11 protein-coding genes and 2 riboswitches are annotated in these 17,146 nt (G+C 67.2%); of the genes, 7 read left to right on the top strand and 4 right to left on the bottom strand.

The annotated features are described in order from the left end of the window. Window positions 1-28: 28 nt before the first annotated feature. Both KRR55_RS08035 and KRR55_RS08040 read right to left on the bottom strand, forming a co-directional pair. Complete coding sequence (locus KRR55_RS08035; protein ID WP_336245064.1) at window positions 29-847, bottom strand: CPBP family intramembrane glutamic endopeptidase; 819 nt, start codon at window positions 845-847, stop codon at window positions 29-31. Between the two features lie 357 nt (window positions 848-1,204). Continuing rightward, window positions 1,205-2,158: a M23 family metallopeptidase gene (locus KRR55_RS08040; protein ID WP_336245065.1), complete on the bottom strand. Its 954-nt coding sequence runs from the start codon at window positions 2,156-2,158 to the stop codon at window positions 1,205-1,207. An 87-nt stretch (window positions 2,159-2,245) separates the two neighbouring features. After that, a riboswitch (cyclic di-AMP (ydaO/yuaA leader) is annotated at window positions 2,246-2,420 on the bottom strand. A 1,073-nt stretch (window positions 2,421-3,493) separates the two neighbouring features. On the opposite strand from KRR55_RS08040, the gene KRR55_RS08045 reads away from it, so the two are divergent. Further along, complete coding sequence (locus KRR55_RS08045) at window positions 3,494-4,024, top strand: hypothetical protein (protein WP_217388558.1); 531 nt, start codon at window positions 3,494-3,496, stop codon at window positions 4,022-4,024. 166 nt (window positions 4,025-4,190) lie between these two features. Here the strand turns inward: KRR55_RS08045 and KRR55_RS08050 are convergent, their stop codons facing one another. Next, the gene (locus KRR55_RS08050) at window positions 4,191-5,645 is read right to left on the bottom strand and encodes an MDR family MFS transporter (RefSeq protein WP_217388559.1); all 1,455 of its coding nucleotides are present in this window, start codon (window positions 5,643-5,645) and stop codon (window positions 4,191-4,193) included. A gap of 162 nt (window positions 5,646-5,807) precedes the next feature. On the opposite strand from KRR55_RS08050, the gene KRR55_RS08055 reads away from it, so the two are divergent. Together KRR55_RS08055 and KRR55_RS08060 are read left to right on the top strand one after the other, a co-directional pair. Continuing rightward, complete coding sequence (locus KRR55_RS08055; protein WP_217388560.1) at window positions 5,808-6,392, top strand: TetR/AcrR family transcriptional regulator; 585 nt, start codon at window positions 5,808-5,810, stop codon at window positions 6,390-6,392. 220 nt (window positions 6,393-6,612) lie between these two features. Further along, window positions 6,613-8,835, top strand: coding sequence for an NADP-dependent isocitrate dehydrogenase (locus tag KRR55_RS08060; protein ID WP_217388561.1), 2,223 nt, complete (start codon window positions 6,613-6,615; stop codon window positions 8,833-8,835). Between the two features lie 80 nt (window positions 8,836-8,915). On the opposite strand, the gene KRR55_RS08065 is transcribed toward KRR55_RS08060, so the two are convergent. Beyond that, complete coding sequence (locus tag KRR55_RS08065) at window positions 8,916-10,502, bottom strand: deoxyguanosinetriphosphate triphosphohydrolase family protein (protein ID WP_254455964.1); 1,587 nt, start codon at window positions 10,500-10,502, stop codon at window positions 8,916-8,918. 276 nt (window positions 10,503-10,778) lie between these two features. Next, a riboswitch (SAM riboswitch) is annotated at window positions 10,779-10,896 on the top strand. A 103-nt stretch (window positions 10,897-10,999) separates the two neighbouring features. Between KRR55_RS08065 and KRR55_RS08070 the strand changes: the two genes are divergently transcribed. From KRR55_RS08070 to KRR55_RS08085, 4 genes are all read left to right on the top strand, one after another. Beyond that, window positions 11,000-11,926: a methylenetetrahydrofolate reductase gene (locus KRR55_RS08070; RefSeq protein ID WP_217388562.1), complete on the top strand. Its 927-nt coding sequence runs from the start codon at window positions 11,000-11,002 to the stop codon at window positions 11,924-11,926. Window positions 11,927-11,980: 54 nt separating this feature from the next. Beyond that, window positions 11,981-14,338: a 5-methyltetrahydropteroyltriglutamate--homocysteine S-methyltransferase gene (metE, locus tag KRR55_RS08075; RefSeq protein ID WP_217388563.1), complete on the top strand. Its 2,358-nt coding sequence runs from the start codon at window positions 11,981-11,983 to the stop codon at window positions 14,336-14,338. Between the two features lie 96 nt (window positions 14,339-14,434). Continuing rightward, window positions 14,435-15,766: an O-acetylhomoserine aminocarboxypropyltransferase/cysteine synthase family protein gene (locus KRR55_RS08080; protein ID WP_217388564.1), complete on the top strand. Its 1,332-nt coding sequence runs from the start codon at window positions 14,435-14,437 to the stop codon at window positions 15,764-15,766. A gap of 17 nt (window positions 15,767-15,783) precedes the next feature. Continuing rightward, window positions 15,784-16,989: a cystathionine gamma-synthase gene (locus tag KRR55_RS08085; protein ID WP_217388565.1), complete on the top strand. Its 1,206-nt coding sequence runs from the start codon at window positions 15,784-15,786 to the stop codon at window positions 16,987-16,989. Window positions 16,990-17,146 lie beyond the last annotated feature (157 nt).

The raw sequence follows: 17,146 nt of genomic DNA on the forward strand, positions 1-17,146 counted from the left end.
GTTGGCCCAGGGGTACGTGGGCCGGGGCTCAGTACAGGAAAATCGGCAGCCAGTCGCGGTTGTGCGCGTGCACCAGCACGAGGAACAAGACGAAGTCGAAGATCAAGTGCACCGAGACGACATAGGTCAACGACTTGGTCAGCTTGAAGGTGTAGCCCTGCAACAGGGCGAAGGGAAACGTCAAGAGCGGACCCCAGGCCTGGTAGCCGATCTCCCACAGAAACGATGAGAAGACCACCGCCTGCAGGATGTTGGCGAGCCAGTCCGGAAAGTGCTGCCGCAGCAGCGTGAAGGTGGTGCAGATGAAGAACAGCTCATCCCAGATGCCAACGGCATTCACTCCCAGAAAGAGCCGCCAGAAGATGGTGGGATCCGATGCGTCAGGCCAGTTGTGGAAGACCCCCGTGCCGATCAGGTACATCGGCAAAATCAGGTACCCAAGGGCGACAACACCGAGCAGGTACAGCTTGGCAGCCAACGGCCATTTGCGTCCGGTGTTCACCGGAAACTTGATGATCTCTTCGCGGTAAATAAACCGCGAGGCCAGCCACGGCAGCAGCACCGCCAACGCGAGCGCACCACCCATCAGGATCATGTGCTGGATGCTCAAATCGGCATTTAGCGGAACAAGGCTGATGATCGCCAGTCCCGCCGCGATGAGGGCAAGGTGGCGTGCGAGCCTGCGGTCGATAACTGCCGCCGTGAGCAGGCTCAAGGCGAGCAGGCCGTAACCCGCCGGGTCGTTGCCAACGCCAAAAAGCAGCACTCCGGAGGTCGAGAGCAGCGCTGCCGGCAGCACTTTCCAACTGAGGGCGGTACGGGGCGGATCAGCCAGGATCGGTCTCACACCACCAGCATGCCAGCACCGCCCGCCGCACAAAAGCATTGACGCCGCACTTGGCCGAGCCCGACCAAAACGTGTCGTCATCGAGGGACATGCCCATCTGCAGGGTCCTGCCACCTGATCGCCGCACGGGACAGAAGCCGTGCCCGGCATCGCGGACACGTTGCCGCCGGCCATGGAACCACCGGGAGCCACACGGCAGACCACGCAGAACCCGGTCAGGCCATCGCCCCCTGCGCCGGCTTCGAGCCACATTGCATCCGTCAAAGGACCCTCGCGGCCGCCCCCTTAGGAAAAGGGAGCAGATCCCGCGCTAGGCAGAGATGGTCGAGTCCGCCACAGGCTGGCGTGACTCTGTCGTTATAGCCAGCCCTCCGGGTTGACCCACTTGCCGTTGACGATGACCTCGAGGTGCAAATGCGGCCCGGTGGAATTGCCCGTGCTGCCCGCAAGGGAGACGGTTTCGCCCGTCTGGACCTTCTGGCCCACGGACACCTTGAGAGCCGAGTTGTGGTTGTAGCTGGTGTGCAGCCCGTTGCCGTGGTCGATCTCCACTCGGAAGCCGGAGTGTCCGGCCCATTCGGCCTGCACCACGGTGCCGGCGGCGGTGGCCTTGATGGGCGTTCCCATGGGAACGGCGTAGTCCAGGCCGTTGTGGTTCATGTAGCCGGGGCCCGTCGGGTTCTTGCGGAAACCGAAGCGCGACGTCAACCGGATGCTGTCCACCGGCTGGGCGAGCCGGGTGACTTTTCCGGCGGAAGCGGCGGCGGCGGGTGCCGGCTTCTCTTCCGTGGTGACTTTCCCGGCGGCAGCTGTGGTGACGGGTGCAGGCTTTTCCTTCTTGACGTACTTGCTGGTCACCGAGGCGCGCTTGACCGTGAGCTTGTCGTTGGCCGGGGCCCTGACATCTGCGACAGCGGTCTGCGCGACGCGCTGGGGCTCCGGGACAACTTCCGCATCTTCCTGTGCGGGGGCGGCGGCGAATGCCAGGCCGGACACGGCGGCGACCGCGGCGAGCTTGTGCACTAGCCCGAGGCGGGGGCGCTTGGTGCGCGCCGCGAACTTCAGGTCGTTGTGCAGCTCGTCGGCTTCGGCAGGCATCGCCTGCGGTACCGACTGTGCGACAGATGCGGAAGGGATGACGGGGGCAGCGCTGGATGCCGCGTCCGGGGAGGCTCCATAGCGCAGGCCGGCGACAAAACGGCGGCCGGTGTACTGCGTTGCATCCTGGGCCTCGACGGCATCCGGGACCGCGCCTAGTGCGCGTCGGCCGGGACGTCGGGAAGTGATTTCGCCGTTCAATGCGGTGTCCACCGTCTGCTCTGGTGAACCGTTGGCAGGCGAAGCGTCAACTGGGCTGGGCGCGCGGCGGCGCCCGGAATTAAAGTGCTGGGTCAAATGATTACCTCTCATGTATCGCCTGCGAAGTTAGCTGTCGGATTCGAGTCATGAGATCAACTCGGCCGAGCCCGCCTGGACGGACTCCGCTTCACCCCAAGATCCGTGGTCCAAGACCAGGATCGGTTGAATGGGTCCTCCGCCCCTACCGGGAATTCTTGCTCCGCGATCCGCCGGTAGGGTTCTGCGAACCGGATCGGGACTGGGTTGCGTAAGTGCAACCTGACCTAAAACCCTACGGGGGCATATGCAAAAGTTACAATTTCGTTATCAATCCATGCGGCGGACAAACACGCGGGCCCAGACGTCGGTCGGGAGCTCCAGCGCGCCCTCGATCCCTGCGCCCGGATAATGTTGTAGGATCAACCTTTTTCGTGGTGACTAGGCCCCCGGGCGAAATGCCGCACTCGTTGGGCTGCGCCAGCGACGCGGGTTCCACCCGGTTGATTTTGGCCGCATGGGCGCGCGGGACTGCATCGTAGAAGTGATCAAGAATACGGTGGTTCCGGGTCTGCAGCGGTGCTGATGCCCCCCATTCACGTTGGTCGACGGGCCGAACGGCCCACAAATTGAGCAGAGTCATGGCACTGCGTGGAAGAGATGGCCCGCAGTCAGGGGCTGAGGCCAGGATCCCAGGGATGTGAGCAATGGACAGCGGCGACTTGGACGGAGGCAAGGGCTCGGAACATGGGTTCCAGAGGGCCCGACGCCAGAGCCGACCTTCCCATGCTTGGGACCGATGGTTCCCGGAGCCGAGCCACTAGTCGTGGGTGCATGGTCGCCTCGGGGATATGCTGACTCATGATTGGCACGTGCCCTACCGCAAGCAGGCGGCACTCCTCTCATCACCAGGAGCAGACAATGCCGAATTCCCCCTTCGCGTACTTGCAGAGGGTTCATGCAGAGCGACTTGCAAAGGCTGCCCGCCGCCTCGGCCGGCTTGAACCACCTTCCGATGGGTTGGGCGTTCACCGACCCCTCGCCCGAGTGCGCCGCACGCCGTTGGCAGGTGCCAGTGCCGTGCTGACAGCGGTAATGGGCGCGGTACTGGTCGTGTCAGGGCAGCCGGATTATGTTGACCGGTTCGCCCCGGTCTGGGCCCCGCTGGTGGGTGGCGTCCTGGTCCTCCTTGCATCCGCATCGGTCCGGTATTGCAAGCCACTGTGTGTTTTGGCAACGGTGTTCCTGGGGCCGCCCGCTGTCGCTCTCGTGTTCCACCTGCTGCGCGCGGTGGGGGCAATCCCCTTACCGATGGACCTGTTTTCGATGCTGATGTCCCTCGCGGCCACCGCCACGATCATTGCCGCATGGGTCCAGTGGCGCCCGCTGCGCACGGTCGCCGGCTTTCCCTTGGAGACTCCCAAGTGGGTTGCCCTGCTCGGCATTGGCGTTGCCCTGGTTTATCCCGGCCTCAAGACCCTGTGGGTTGCAGGCGGAAAGTGGCTGGCGCCCGAGGGCTCCCACGCAGTGGATGGGGCCTATCTTGCGCCGGTGGGACTTGCCGTGATCGGGACTGCGGCGACGGTGGTGGCCTTGCGGTGGTGGCGGCGCGATGCCCCGCGGTGGGCACACCCCACTGCGGCTGCCGGTGGCCTGACGCTGATTGGGCTCGGCACGGCTGGTCTCCACTCATCGCTTGCCCACGAGTTGGCCGAAGGTCCCTTGCTCGGTGTGCTGGTCTACGGAGGGTGGCTGATCTGGGGACTGGCGACACTTGGAGTCGCAGCACGTTTGTCGCACCGCCGCACGGACCCAAGCCCGACATCTACGACTGCGGGATGACTGCCGAACGATGCAGTTCGCGGGCTGCGCACGGCCGTCCCTTCGGGATTCCAGGTCGGCGGCCGGCGTCGGGATGGGATAAAGGCCTGGCGGTCCGGGTGCAGCAAGGCCCCCGGGCGATCAATTCGCCTGGGGGGCCAGTGCCTGGTGCTTGCCGGGGGAACCCCTAGCGCCGCTTGTCCACCTTGACGAAGAACGAGATTCCCAGGCCGATGGTGGCCAGAATGGCGCCGATGATGAAGGCCACGTGCGCGCCGGAGAACAGGGCGTGGGCCAGATCGGAACCCTTCTCAAGCTTTGCCGCCGAGAGCAGGGACATGACGGTCACGAAGATCGTGGTGCCGATGGCGCCGCCGAGCTGCTGGCCGGTGTTGAAGATGGCCGAGCCATGGCCGTAGAGGCGGGGCTCGACGGTCGCCAGGGCCGATGACATCAGGCCGGTCATCAGCAGCGCCAGGCCGATGGAGAAGACGATGTGGTTGATCATGAACATCCACAGCGCGGTGTCCGAATCCACCGTGACATACAGCCACTGGCCCAGGGCAAGCATGGCCGCACCCGGAATGAGGACCGGGCGGGGGCCGAAGCGGTCGTAGATGCGGCCGAAGATCGGAGCGACCACTGCCTGGGCAAGCCCGCCGGGCAACAGCATCATGCCGATGGACAGCGTGCTGATGCCGGCACCGGACTCGAGGATGATCGGGAGCATGACGATGGTGCCCAGCAAGGTGCCCATGGCGATCATGATCATCACCACGGAGAAGGTGAAGGTGCGTGCCTTGAACGGGGTGAGGTTCAGCAGTTCCCTGCCATCGCGGGTCAGGCGCACCTGGCGCTTGATGAACAGGGCGAGGGAGACCAGGCCGACGGCGAAGGAAGCGACGGTCACGGGCAGGTTCTCGCCGGCATGCTCAAGGCTGGAGATGCCGTAGACCAGGAACCCGAAGGCCAGCGCGGAGAGCACGACCGAGGGGACATCGAGCGGAACCCTGCGTGCCTGCGTGGGTAGCTTGATGAAGACGATGCCAAGGACCAGGATGGCCACCGACAGTGGCGCCATGAGGATGAAGATGTAGTGCCAGGTGAAGGCGTTGACGATCGCGCCGGACACCGTGGGGCCGATGGCCGGGCCGACGGAGATGACGATCGAGTTCAAGCCCATGATGGCTCCGCGTTTGTGCACGGGAACCAGCTGAAGGGTCGTGGTCATCAGCAGCGGCAGCACGATTGCGGTGCCGATGGCCTGGATGATGCGGGCCACCAGCAGGACGGCGAAGCTCGGCGCGAAGACCGCGAGCAGCGTGCCGACCAGGAAGCTGGAGAGCGCGAAGATGAACAGGCTTCGGGAGCTGAAGCGCTGCAGCAGGTAGCCGGTGGTCGGGATGACAACGGACATGGTCAGCAGGAAGCCGGTGGTCAGCCACTGTCCGGCGGCGGCGGAGACCGAAAGGTCCGCCATGATCGCCGGGAGGGCCACGCTGAGCACGGTTTCGTTCAGGATCATCAGGAAGGCGGCAAGTGCCAGGGAGCCGATGATGCCGACGAGTTGCCTGGTGGGCAGTGTTGGCGGGGTCTGGCGGGCAGGGGCCGCCGGCGGGGAAATCGTGTCTTCTGTGGACATGGCCATCGGAAGCTACCTCTTCTGTAAGATTCGAACGACTAAAATCATGTCACGGTCTGACACCTTTGGTAAGTTAAAGCTGTCAGAGTGTGACATGAAATATACTTTGATGAGCCCCGCCCCCTGCCGGGGCGGACCTTCTTGCGAGAAAAGAGCCGAACCTTGGGTATCCGTGAAGAGCACCGCGCCCAGATGCTGCGCGAGATCCAGGGTGCCACGCTGGACCTCGTGGAGGAACAGGGCCTGGATGCCACGACGATCGGCGACATCGCCGCGCGCGTGGGCATTTCCGAGCGCACGGTCTTTCGCTACTACGGTTCAAAGGAACATGCGCTCATGCCCGGCCAGCAGAGCCTGATCGACACGCTGGTGTGCAGCGAAAGTGCCCACGCCGAGGCCTCCGGAATCCTGGGGGACCTTCTGGCGGTGTGCCGTGAGCTCTTTGCGCTGGAGGTCGCACAGAGCGATTTCCGCAGGATTTCCCGCCTGATGGTCCGGGAACCGGAGATGCTGCGGATTGTCGCGCGGCAGGAGCGGAACCTGGTGGAGGCCCTCAGTTCGGCGTTGGTCCAGCGGGGGCCGCTGAGCCCGATCCAGGCGCTCCTGGTTGCCGAAGTGGTCACCGCCGCCTGGCGTGTCGCCTGGCAGACTTTCGCCCGGCAGGAATTCGACGGCGTGGAGTCCGATCCGGTGGAACTCTTCGACGAAACCGTACGTGAGTTGGGGAGCCTGTTTCCTCGCGCGTGAGGCCCGGACCCCCGGAGTTCAGTTACGACGGGTTAACTTAATGCGGATCGGCGGCCAGGGTGCCGGTTTCCCCGGCTTTTCGGGGCGAAACGGGGCCGGGGGAGAACGGGAGCCTCGCCACAAAAAGTGTCTGGACGCAGCAAATCGGGTAAGTTAGGGCTGTTGAGATCAATTCGGACTACACATATCCGATAAGACCGTTCAGGGAGACGCCACACCTATGGCCAAGATTATTTACACCCACACCGACGAAGCTCCGATGCTGGCAACCCACTCGTTCCTGCCGATTGTCGAAGCGTACGCCTCGACCGCGGGTGTAGAGATCGAGACGCGAGACATCTCGCTGGCCGGCCGCATCATTTCCGTCTTTGGTGATTACGTCACCGCCGAACAGCAGGTTCCCGACGCCCTCGCCGAGCTTGGCGCACTGGCCAAGAGCCCGGATGCCAACATCATCAAGCTGCCGAACATCTCGGCTTCCATTCCGCAGCTCAAGGCAGCCATTGCCGAACTGCAGGCCGCCGGCTACGCACTTCCGGACTACCCGGACAACCCCTCTTCCGACGAGGAAACCGACGTCCGCGCCCGCTACGACAAGATCAAGGGTTCCGCCGTGAACCCGGTGTTGCGCGAAGGCAACTCGGACCGGCGCGCCCCGTTGAGCGTGAAGAACTACGCCCGCAAGAACCCGCACACCATGGGTGCCTGGACCGCTGACTCCAAGACCAATGTCGCAACCATGGCCGAGGACGACTTCCGTGCAAACGAGAAGTCCGTGGTCATCGACGCGGACCAGAACCTCTCGATCCGCTTCGTTGGCGAAGATGGCGAAGTCAAGGTCCTGAAGAAGTCCCTGCCGGTGATCAAGGACGAGATCATCGACGGCACCGTGATGCACGCCGCCTCGCTGAGCGCCTTCCTGAAGGACGCGATCGCCCGCGCCAAGGCCGAAGACGTGCTCTTCTCGGCACACCTGAAGGCCACCATGATGAAGGTCTCCGACCCGATCATCTTCGGCCACGTCGTCAAGGCCTACTTCTCCGAACTCTTTGAGACCTACGGCGAGCAGCTCGAGGCAGCCGGCCTGAACCCGAACAACGGCCTTGCGGCCATCCTCGGCGGGCTCGATGACCTCTCCGACGACGTGCGCGCCGGCGTCGAGGCACTGATCGCCAAGGGCTTCGAGGAAGGCCCGGCCATCGCCATGGTCGACTCCGACAAGGGCATCACCAACCTGCACGTCCCCTCCGACGTCATCGTCGACGCCTCCATGCCCGCCATGATCCGCACCTCGGGCCACATGTGGGACGCCGAGGGCAAGGAACGCGACACCCTGGCAGTGCTGCCGGACTCCTCCTACTCGGGCATCTACCAGGTCGTCATCGACGACTGCCGCGCCAACGGCGCCTACGACCCGACCACCATGGGCACCGTCCCGAACGTCGGCCTGATGGCCCAAGCGGCCGAGGAGTACGGCTCCCACGACAAGACCTTCGAGATCAAGTCCGCCGGACACGTCCAGATCCTGGATGCCACCGGCGGCGTGCTCATCGAACACCAGGTCTTCCCGGGTGACATCTGGCGCGCCTGCCAGACCAAGGACGTGCCGGTGCGCGACTGGGTCAAGCTGGCAGTCAACCGCGCCCGCGCCTCGGCCACCCCCGCGGTGTTCTGGCTGGACGAGACCCGCGCGCACGACGCCGTGCTGATCTCCAAGGTCAACGAGTACCTCAAGGACCACGACACCGAGGGCCTGGTCATCGAGATCCTCTCGCCGGTCGATGCCACCAAGTACACCATCGAGCGCATCCGCCGCGGCGAGGACACCATCTCGGTCTCCGGCAACGTGCTGCGCGACTACCTCACCGACCTGTTCCCGATCCTCGAATTGGGCACCAGCGCCAAGATGCTTTCCATCGTGCCGCTGATCGCCGGCGGCGGCCTGTTCGAGACCGGTGCCGGTGGCTCGGCCCCGAAGCACGTGGCCCAGCTGGTGAGCGAAAACCACCTGCGCTGGGATTCCCTGGGCGAGTTCCTGGCCCTGGCCGTCTCCTTCGAGCACCTGGCCAACACCTCGGACAACGCGCGCGCGCAGATCCTCGCCGACACGCTGGATGCGGCAACCGGCACCTTCCTGCTGGAAAACAAGTCGCCCAAGCGCAAGGCCGGCGAGCTGGACAACCGCGGCAGCCACTTCTACCTGGCCAAGTACTGGGCCGAGGAACTGGCGGCACAGACCAAGGACGCCGAGCTGGCAGCGGCATTCAAGGCCGTCTCCGAGGCACTGGGCGGCAACGAGGAGGCCATCGTGGCCGAGCTCGCCGCCGTGCAGGGCGCCCCGGTCGACCTGGGCGGCTACTACCGCCCGGTCGAGGAAAAGGTCGCAGCCATCATGCGCCCGAGCTCCACGCTGAACGCGGCGCTGGAACTGCTCACCAAGTAGTCCCTCCCCTTCCGCAAGGAAGCACGGCAGAGGCCGCCACGATCCTTCGATCGTGGCGGCCTTCGTCGGTTAACCGTGCCCTACAGCCCGCGGCCGACCTCCCAGATGCTCTCGGAGGTTCCGGTGAGCAGGGCGTTGACGGAGGCGGCCTGCGCGTCAGTGAACGAGGCGATGTAGTCCACGATGGCCCGCGCCCTGCCGAGGCGCTCGATCTCGCCGGCCGGGACGTTGCCGGCGGGTCCGGGGGTCTGAGCGTAGAGCTGGCGGTATTCGCCGGTCGCCGCCTCGACCGAGTCAAGCAGCCGGCGCGGTGCGCGGGCCGCATCCTGCGGGTCATCGAGCCAGGCGGCCAGCCCCTCGGCCAACGACCTGATGATGCGGGTCTGCCCGCGCTGGTAGAGGGCCAGGTCGGAGCGTTCAAGGACGAAGCGTTCGTGCACGAACTTGAGCACCACCACGTCGTGCCAGGCCTCGTCGGCCAGGCGCACGTGGCCGCTGCGCACCCCGGGGTCCCTTTCCACCGCGATGGAGGCCTGCAACCTGTCGATCCAGCGGCGGGTGAAGCCAGTGACGGCGCGGTCCGCATCCAACCCGCCGTCGTAGGGCAGGGAGAGCAGCCCCTCGACCAGGTCGTGGCCCACGCGCAACACCGAGGCCCGGAAGGCGTCGGCGTTCGCGATCCACGGGTCCTTGGCTGCCACCCGGCGCCAGGTGCGCTCCAGCCCGTGGCCGGGCAGGCGCGGGTCCAGCTCGCGCATATCCAGGCGGGCCAGCTCCGACCCCGATTCGAGCCAGTGCCGCAGCTCGGTGGACACCAGCGAATACTGCAGCACCCCGGCGCGGTAGAAGTCGTCCAGGTCGTGGACCGCGTAGGCGATGTCGTCGGCGATGTCCATGACCGAGCATTCCAGGGTCTGCTGGTGTTCGGCGATCTGCGGGAACACCGAGAGCACGTCGCGCATTTCGGCCTCCTCGATGTCGTAGGCCGAGTACTTCAGGGCGGGGCTGCCGCCGCCCGTGCCCACGCCGCGCGGCAGGAGTGCCGGGGACCGGGCCGGCAGGGAACGCCATTCGTTGCGGGTCCAGGGGTACTTGAGCACCGCCGCCCGCACCGCCCGGGTCAGGTTCATCCCGCGCGGGCTCGCGTCGCAGCTGTCCAGCGCGGTGAGGATGCGGAAGGACTGGGCGTTGCCCTCGAACCCGTCGGGCAGGCGCAGGATCTGCCGGGCGGCCCGGTCCAGTTCCTGTTCGCCCAGGTGCCCGAAGGGCGGGTGGCCCAGGTCGTGTGCGGCCGCGGCGGCCTGCACCACCACGGGATCGCAGCCGCCAAGCTCGGCCACGAGTGAGCGCGTCGGCTCGTCGGCGTTGCGCAACCCGATGGCAATCGAGCGGGCCACGGCCGAGACCTTGAGCGAGTGGGTGAGCCGGTTGTGCACCACGGTGCCCGCGCCGGCCTGCGGAATCACCTGGGTGACCGCCGAGAGCCGGGAGAAATAGGGGGAGAAGCGGATGCGTTCGATGTCGACGCGGAATTCGTCTTCGCCGGGCCGCGAGTCCTCGCGGATCGGCCGCTCGCGGCCGCCGGTCTGGTGGGTGGTGTTCCTGTAGTCCATGGTGCGCACCAGCTTAGTGCGCACCCGGTGCGGGCGCCCCGCGACCCACGGCATCTTCGGAGGATGGCGCGGATCATCTGGATCGGCGCCGAACCCCCGGAGCCGGTATCCGTCGACACAAAGGCGTCACAGAAACCGGGACGAGTCACACGCTGGAACCACATCCCCGTGAATACGGGTGTTCCGCGGGTTCCGGGTCCGTAACAATGTGACCGTCGCTCCGCCCGGAAATGACGCCGCATGGACACATGAAGTGTTTTTGCCCTTCGTGACGGCTGCATCGGCGAGCGCCTTGCGCACCTTGTCGACGCTGTTCCAAGATGAATGCATCAACCATCAAGAGCGGCTGAGAGATCTGGCTCGTTGACGCCGCAGCAACCATCGTCCGATGGATTCCCCTCGCGGGGACTCCGCTCGGCGAGGGTGCTAAGGCCAGAAGCGATGGAGCCGCTTCAGCGTTCACTCATCATCGCCGCAGGAAATCCGTGACGGATCCCTGGGGCTTTGGTGGCGATCCCTGATGCCTCCCTCGAATCGACGAGGAGACACGCATGAGCATTGAAACGACAGCCGCACCGCCGTCCCTGTCCTACGAGCTGTACCCGCCGGTGAACCGCGACGCCACCGAGGGGATCTTCAACAGCATTGCGGCCCTGGAGGCGACGGATCCCGACTACGTGTCGGTGACCTACTCGGGGTCCCCGACAAGGAGGAACGCGTCGCTGGAACTGATCGAGCACCTCATCCAAAACACCCGGCTGCGCCCGCTGGCGCACCTGACCTGTGTGGGGGAGAGCCGCGAATCCCTGCAGAACCTGATCCGGCACTTCATCTCCCTCGGGGTCCGCGGGGTGCTGGCCCTCCGCGGGGACCTGCCGACGGACCCGGATGAGTGGCGCGGGGAGTTCCCCTTCGCCCGCTACCTGATCGAGTTGATCCGCGAGGTCGAGGCCGACCACTCGGCCGCCCTGGCCGGCGGGCGGCTGGGGGTGGGCGTTGCCGCCTACCCGATCCGGCACCCGGAGTCCCCGTCCTTCGAGCACGACGTCGAGGTGCTGCTGGCCAAGGAGCGCTCCGGAGCGAACTACGCGATCACGCAGGTCTACTTCCGGGCCGGCGAATACACCAACCTCGTGGAATCGGCCCGCCGCGCCGGGGTCACCATTCCGATCATCCCCGGGGTCATCCCGCTGAACTCGCTGCGGCGCCTGAACCGGCTGGCATCGATGACGGGCATTGCCCCGGACCCGTTCCTGGCCCACGCCCTGGAGACGGCGGACTCGGATGCCGAGCGCCACCGCATCGGCGTGGACGCCGCCGTCACCCTGGCCAAGCGCGCCTTCGACGACGGGGCGCCGGGCGTGCACCTCTACACCTTCAACGACCACCGCGGCTCCCTCGATGTCATCGAGCGGCTCGAATTGCCGCGGACCCGTGCCAGGGCGTCCAACGCCTGGGCAACCCGCGCCGCCGTCTAGACCCACACACCTTCCCATTACTTTCCACCACGCCAGAACAACAGGAGAATCACCATGACCAAGGCAACCTTCCCGGCAGCATCCATCCTCGGCTACCCGCGCATCGGGCCCAACCGCGAGCTCAAGAAGGCCCTCGAGGCGCACTGGGCAGCACGCACCGACGAGGCCACGCTGCACGCCGCCGCCCGTGAACTGCAGAACGCCAACCTGGCAAGGCTCACCGGGCTGGGCCTGGCGGCCGACGACGCCTCGCTTCCCGGCGACTTCGCCTACTACGACCAGGTGCTCGACGCGACCGTCGCCCTCTCGGCGCTGCCCGCCCGCTTCGCCGACCTGGCCGACGCCAACGGCGCCATCGACACCGCCGCCTCCTTCGTGCTGGCCCGAGGCGACGAATCCCGCGCCCCGCTGGAAATGACCAAGTGGTTCGACACCAACTACCACTACCTGGTCCCGGAAATCGGCGAAGCCACCCCGGTCAAGGCCAACGCCGCCGCCCTGGTCGAGTCCTTCGCGGCACACGCCGCCCAGGGCAACACCATCCGCCCCACCCTCGTGGGCCCGATCAGCTACTTGCTGCTGGCCAAGCCCGAGGACGGCGCACCTGCCGGTTCCGACCCGCTCTCGCGCATCGACGAGGTCGTTGCCGCCTACGGCGAGATCCTTGCTGCACTTGCCGCCGCCGGCGCGCCCTGGGTGCAGCTCGACGAGCCGGCACTTGTCACCGACCGCGGCGCCGCCCTGGCCGTCCCCGGTGCGCTCGCCGAAACCGTCTACACGCAGCTGGCCGCCGCCACGGCGCGCCCGGCCCTGCTGGTGGGCCTGGGCTACGGCACCGCCGGGGATCCCGCCCGCCCGGGCGCCACCCAGGGCCTGCTGGCCCGCACCGGTGTCGAGGCGGTGCACGCCGACCTGGTCCGCGGCGCCGTGCCCACCGCCGAATTCCTCGGCGACCTTGCCGGTTCCACCCTGGTTGCGGGCATCGTTGACTCGCGCAACATCTGGCGCAACGACCTGGCCGCCTCGCTGGGCACGCTCGCCTCCCTGCGCACCGAGGTCGAAAAGGCCGGCGGCACCCTGGCCGTGGGAACCGCCACCTCGCTGCAGCACGTCCCGCACGACGTCGCCCAGGAGGCGAACCTGCCGGCCCACCTGCCCGAATGGCTGGCCTTCGCCAACCAGAAGGTCGCCGAGGTGCTGACCCTGGCCAAGGGCCTGGCCGAGGGCGAATCCGCCATCGCCGCCGAGCTCTCAGCCGCCGAATCGGCACGTGCCCACCGCGCCGGATTCGCCGGGACCACCGTTGCAGCGGTGCGCGAGCGCCTGGCCAACCTGACCACCGCCGACTTCTCCCGCTCGGATGCCGCGACCCGCAAGGCAGCCCAGGAGACCGCCCTGGCGCTGCCGCCGCTGCCGACCACCACCATCGGTTCCTTCCCGCAGACCACCCAGGTCCGCACCGCCCGCGCCGCGCACAAGGCCGGCACCCTGGACGACGCCGCATACGAGGGCTTCCTCAAGGAGGAAATCCAGCGGGTGGTGGAACTGCAGGAACGCCTGGGACTCGACGTGCTGGTGCACGGCGAGGCCGAGCGCAACGACATGGTCCAGTACTTTGCCGAGAACTTCGACGGCTTCTCCGAAACGGAGAACGGCTGGGTGCAGTCCTACGGATCGCGCGCCACCCGCCCCTCGATCCTTTGGGGCGACGTCTCCCGCCCGGCGGCCTTCACCGTCCCGTGGATTTCCCACGCCGCCTCGCTGACCAACAAGCCGCTCAAGGGCATGCTCACCGGCCCTGTCACCATCCTGGCCTGGAGCTTCATCCGCGACGACCAGCCCCTGGCCACCTCCGCCAACCAGGTGGCCCTGGCGCTTAGGGACGAGATCGCGGACCTGCAGGCCTCGGGCATCGGCATCATCCAGGTCGACGAGCCGGCACTGCGCGAGCTGCTGCCGCTGCGCGCCACCGACCAGGCCAAGTACCTAGGCTGGAGCGTTGACTCCTTCCGCCTGGCCACCTCGGGGGCCGCGGACGCCACGCAGATCCACACCCACCTGTGCTACTCGGAGTTCGGCGAGATCATCGAGGCCATCGACGCCCTGGACGCGGACGTGACCTCGATCGAGGCTGCCCGCTCCCGCATGGAGGTCACCGCGGACCTGACGGAATTCGGCTACTCCCGCGGCATCGGCCCGGGCGTGTACGACATCCACTCCCCGCGCGTGCCCTCCACCGCCGAGGTCGCCGAGCTCATCGACATCGCCCTGGCGTCCCTGGACCCGAAGTCGCTGTGGATCAACCCTGACTGCGGGCTGAAGACCCGCGGCTACGCGGAGACCGAGGCCTCGCTGGCCAACCTGGTGGAAGCGGCCGTCGCGGCCCGCGCCACCCTGGGCGCCTCCGTCTAGTCCCGCCGTGCGGGTGCGGCATCCACCTTGGGGGTGCCGCATCCGCATCCCATCCCGACCACGCTTAGCCTCCCCTCCGGCCCGAAAGGCACGATCATGGCCCCCAGCACCTGGCGCAACGCCACCACCGAAATCCATTCCGGGTACGCCCCGGCGGCACCGCACCGCCCCATGACCGTGCCGATCTACAACTCGGCCGCCTACCAGTTCCCCGACTACGCCACCGCCGCGAAGCTCTTCGCGCTCAAGGCGCCGGGCTTCACCTATTCGCGCACCGGGAACCCGACCGTCGCGGTGCTGGAGGAACGCGCCGCGGCCCTCGAGGGCGGGATCGGCGCCATCGCCACCGCCACCGGGCAGGCGGCTGTCGCGATCTCGCTGCTCGCGCTGCTGCAGGGCCAGGGCCACCTGGTGGCCTCCAACAAGCTCTACGGCGGCACCGTGGACCTGCTCACCGACACCTTCGCCGACTTCGGCGTGAGCGTCACGTTCGTCGACCCCCAGGACCCGGCCAACTGGGCAGCGGCCATCACGGAGAAGACCCGCGGCTTCCTGCTCGAGTCGGTTTCCAACCCGCTGATCACCCTGGTGGACTTGCGCGCCATCGCCGAGGTGGCCCACGCCGCGGGCGTGCCGGTGGTCGTTGACAACACCCTGGCCACCCCGGCCGCCTACCGGCCCATCGACTTCGGCGCGGACATCGTGGTGCACTCGGCCACCAAGGCGCTGGCGGGACACGGATCGGTTCTTGGGGGACTGGTCATCGACGCCGGCACCTTCGATTTCTCCGACGCCGCCCGCTGGCCGCAGATCGCCGCGCCCAAGGCGCGGTACTACGGGGATTCGCTGCTGGAACGCTACGGGAACAAGGCCTACCTGATGCTGGTGCGCTCCAAGTTCCTGCACGACCTGGGCCCCAGCCTCGCCCCGGCATCGGCGGCGGCGATCCTCACCGGCATCGAGACGCTCTCGCTGCGCGTAGCCAGGGCCCAGGACAATGTGTTGGCACTTGTCCGCGCGCTGGCGGCGCACCCCGCGGTGGCCCGGGTCCACCACCCTTCCGTGGCCACGCACCCGGATCATGCGCTGGCGGCACGGGACTACCCGCGGGGCACCGGCTGCGTGTTCTCCTTCGACCTCAAGGACCCGGACGCCGTGCCGGGGCTTGTCGACTCGCTGCGGCTCTTCGCCCTGGCCGCGAACATCGGGGACACCCGCTCCCTGGTGGTCCACCCCGCGGCGATGACCCATTGCCGGTTCAACGCGGAGAAGCTTGCCGCAGCGGGTATCGGCGCCGGCACGCTGCGCATCTCCGCCGGCCTCGAGGACGCCGCCGACCTGGTGGCAGACCTGCTCGCCGCGCTCGATGCGCCCGAAAGCCGCAAAAGCGCACCCCCGGCCGCGCACCGCGAAACCATCAACGCCTAGAGAAGGGACGAACCACCATGGGCACCACCACCAGCCACGGCTTTAACACCCAGGCCATCCACGCGGGCCAGGCTCCCGACCCGCTCACCGGCGCGGTCATCCCGCCGATCTACCAGACCAGCACGTTTGTCCAGGACGGGATCAACGTACTGCGTGCCGGGCACGAATACTCGCGCGGCTCCAACCCGACGCGCAACGGCTTCGAAACCCAGCTCACCGCCCTGGAGGCGGGACATGCGGGCTTCGCGTTCGCCTCCGGGATCGCCGCGGAAGACGCGCTGCTGCGCGCGGTGCTGGAACCCGGGGACCACATCGTGCTCGGGGCCGACGGCTACGGCGGCACCAACCGCCTGGTCAACCGCCTGCACGGCAAGTGGGGGATCACCAACACCCCGGTCGAGATCACCGACCTGGCGGCCGTCGCCGCGGCCGTGCAACCCGGGAAGACCGCGCTGCTCTGGGTGGAGACGCCGTCCAATCCGCTGCTGGGCATCGCGGACGTCGCGGGCTGGGCCGCGATCGCCCGCGCCGCCGGTGCACTGCTGGTCGTGGACAACACCTTCGCCACCCCGTTCCTGCAGCGCCCGCTCACCCTGGGCGCGGACGTGGTGGTGCACTCGACCACCAAGTACATCGGCGGTCACTCGGATGTGCTCGGTGGAGCGGTGATCGTCGCCGACCGCGTGTTCCGCGGCGAGGAGCTCGCCGCGGCAGTCGGCTTCCAGCAATTCGCCGGGGGCGCGGTGGCCGGTCCGCAGGACTGCTTCCTGGCCGCCCGCGGGCTGAAAACCCTGGGGTTGCGCATGGAGCGCCACTGTTCAAACGCCGCCGTCATTGCCGCATGGCTGCAGGGGCGCGGGGAAGTCGACACCGTGCTCTACCCGGGCCTTGACACACATCCCGGCCATGAACTGGCCAAGAGCCAGTCCAGCGGCTTTGGCGGGATCGTCTCGCTGCAATTTGCCGGCGGCGAGGCCGCCGCACGGGCCTTTGCCGAGTCGACCAAGCTTTTCGCGCTCTCGGTGTCCCTGGGCGGGGTCGAGTCGCTGGTTTGCTACTCCGCGGAAATGACCCACGCCTCGGTGATCGGTACCCCGTTGGCGGTGCCGCGGAACCTGGTGCGCCTTTCGGTGGGCATCGAGCAGGTCGAGGACCTCGTCGCGGACCTAGAGCTCGGGCTCGCCGCAGCCCGCAGCGCCTCGCTCCAGGGTGCCGCGGCCTGAGGCACATGACTTGCGGTGGTCCTGCAAATGGTCTGAGGGGGCCGGGGAGGACCGCCGCATTGCCCCGGCACGGTGTTTTTACATCGACGCCGGGGCCGGAGACACGGCGGGTAATGGAGTCATCCATGCCGTGTTGGACGGGTGGGAGCGGACCGGC

It is taken from the genome of Paeniglutamicibacter quisquiliarum (genome assembly GCF_019084045.1).
GTDB classification, from domain to species: Bacteria; Actinomycetota; Actinomycetes; order Actinomycetales; family Micrococcaceae; genus Paeniglutamicibacter; species Paeniglutamicibacter quisquiliarum.

Bases quoted from the DNA above. Each gene is read 5' to 3' on its own strand.
- KRR55_RS08070 (WP_217388562.1), top strand. From the start codon at position 11,000: ATGAGCATTGAAACGACAGCCGCACCGCCGTCCCTGTCCTACGAGCTG.
- KRR55_RS08050 (WP_217388559.1), bottom strand. From the start codon at position 5,645: ATGTCCACAGAAGACACGATTTCCCCGCCGGCGGCCCCTGCCCGCCAG.
- KRR55_RS08060 (WP_217388561.1), top strand. From the start codon at position 6,613: ATGGCCAAGATTATTTACACCCACACCGACGAAGCTCCGATGCTGGCA.
- KRR55_RS08080 (WP_217388564.1), top strand. From the start codon at position 14,435: ATGGCCCCCAGCACCTGGCGCAACGCCACCACCGAAATCCATTCCGGG.
- KRR55_RS08085 (WP_217388565.1), top strand. From the start codon at position 15,784: ATGGGCACCACCACCAGCCACGGCTTTAACACCCAGGCCATCCACGCG.
- KRR55_RS08045 (WP_217388558.1), top strand. From the start codon at position 3,494: ATGGACCTGTTTTCGATGCTGATGTCCCTCGCGGCCACCGCCACGATC.
- KRR55_RS08065 (WP_254455964.1), bottom strand. From the start codon at position 10,502: ATGCCGTGGGTCGCGGGGCGCCCGCACCGGGTGCGCACTAAGCTGGTG.
- metE (WP_217388563.1), top strand. From the start codon at position 11,981: ATGACCAAGGCAACCTTCCCGGCAGCATCCATCCTCGGCTACCCGCGC.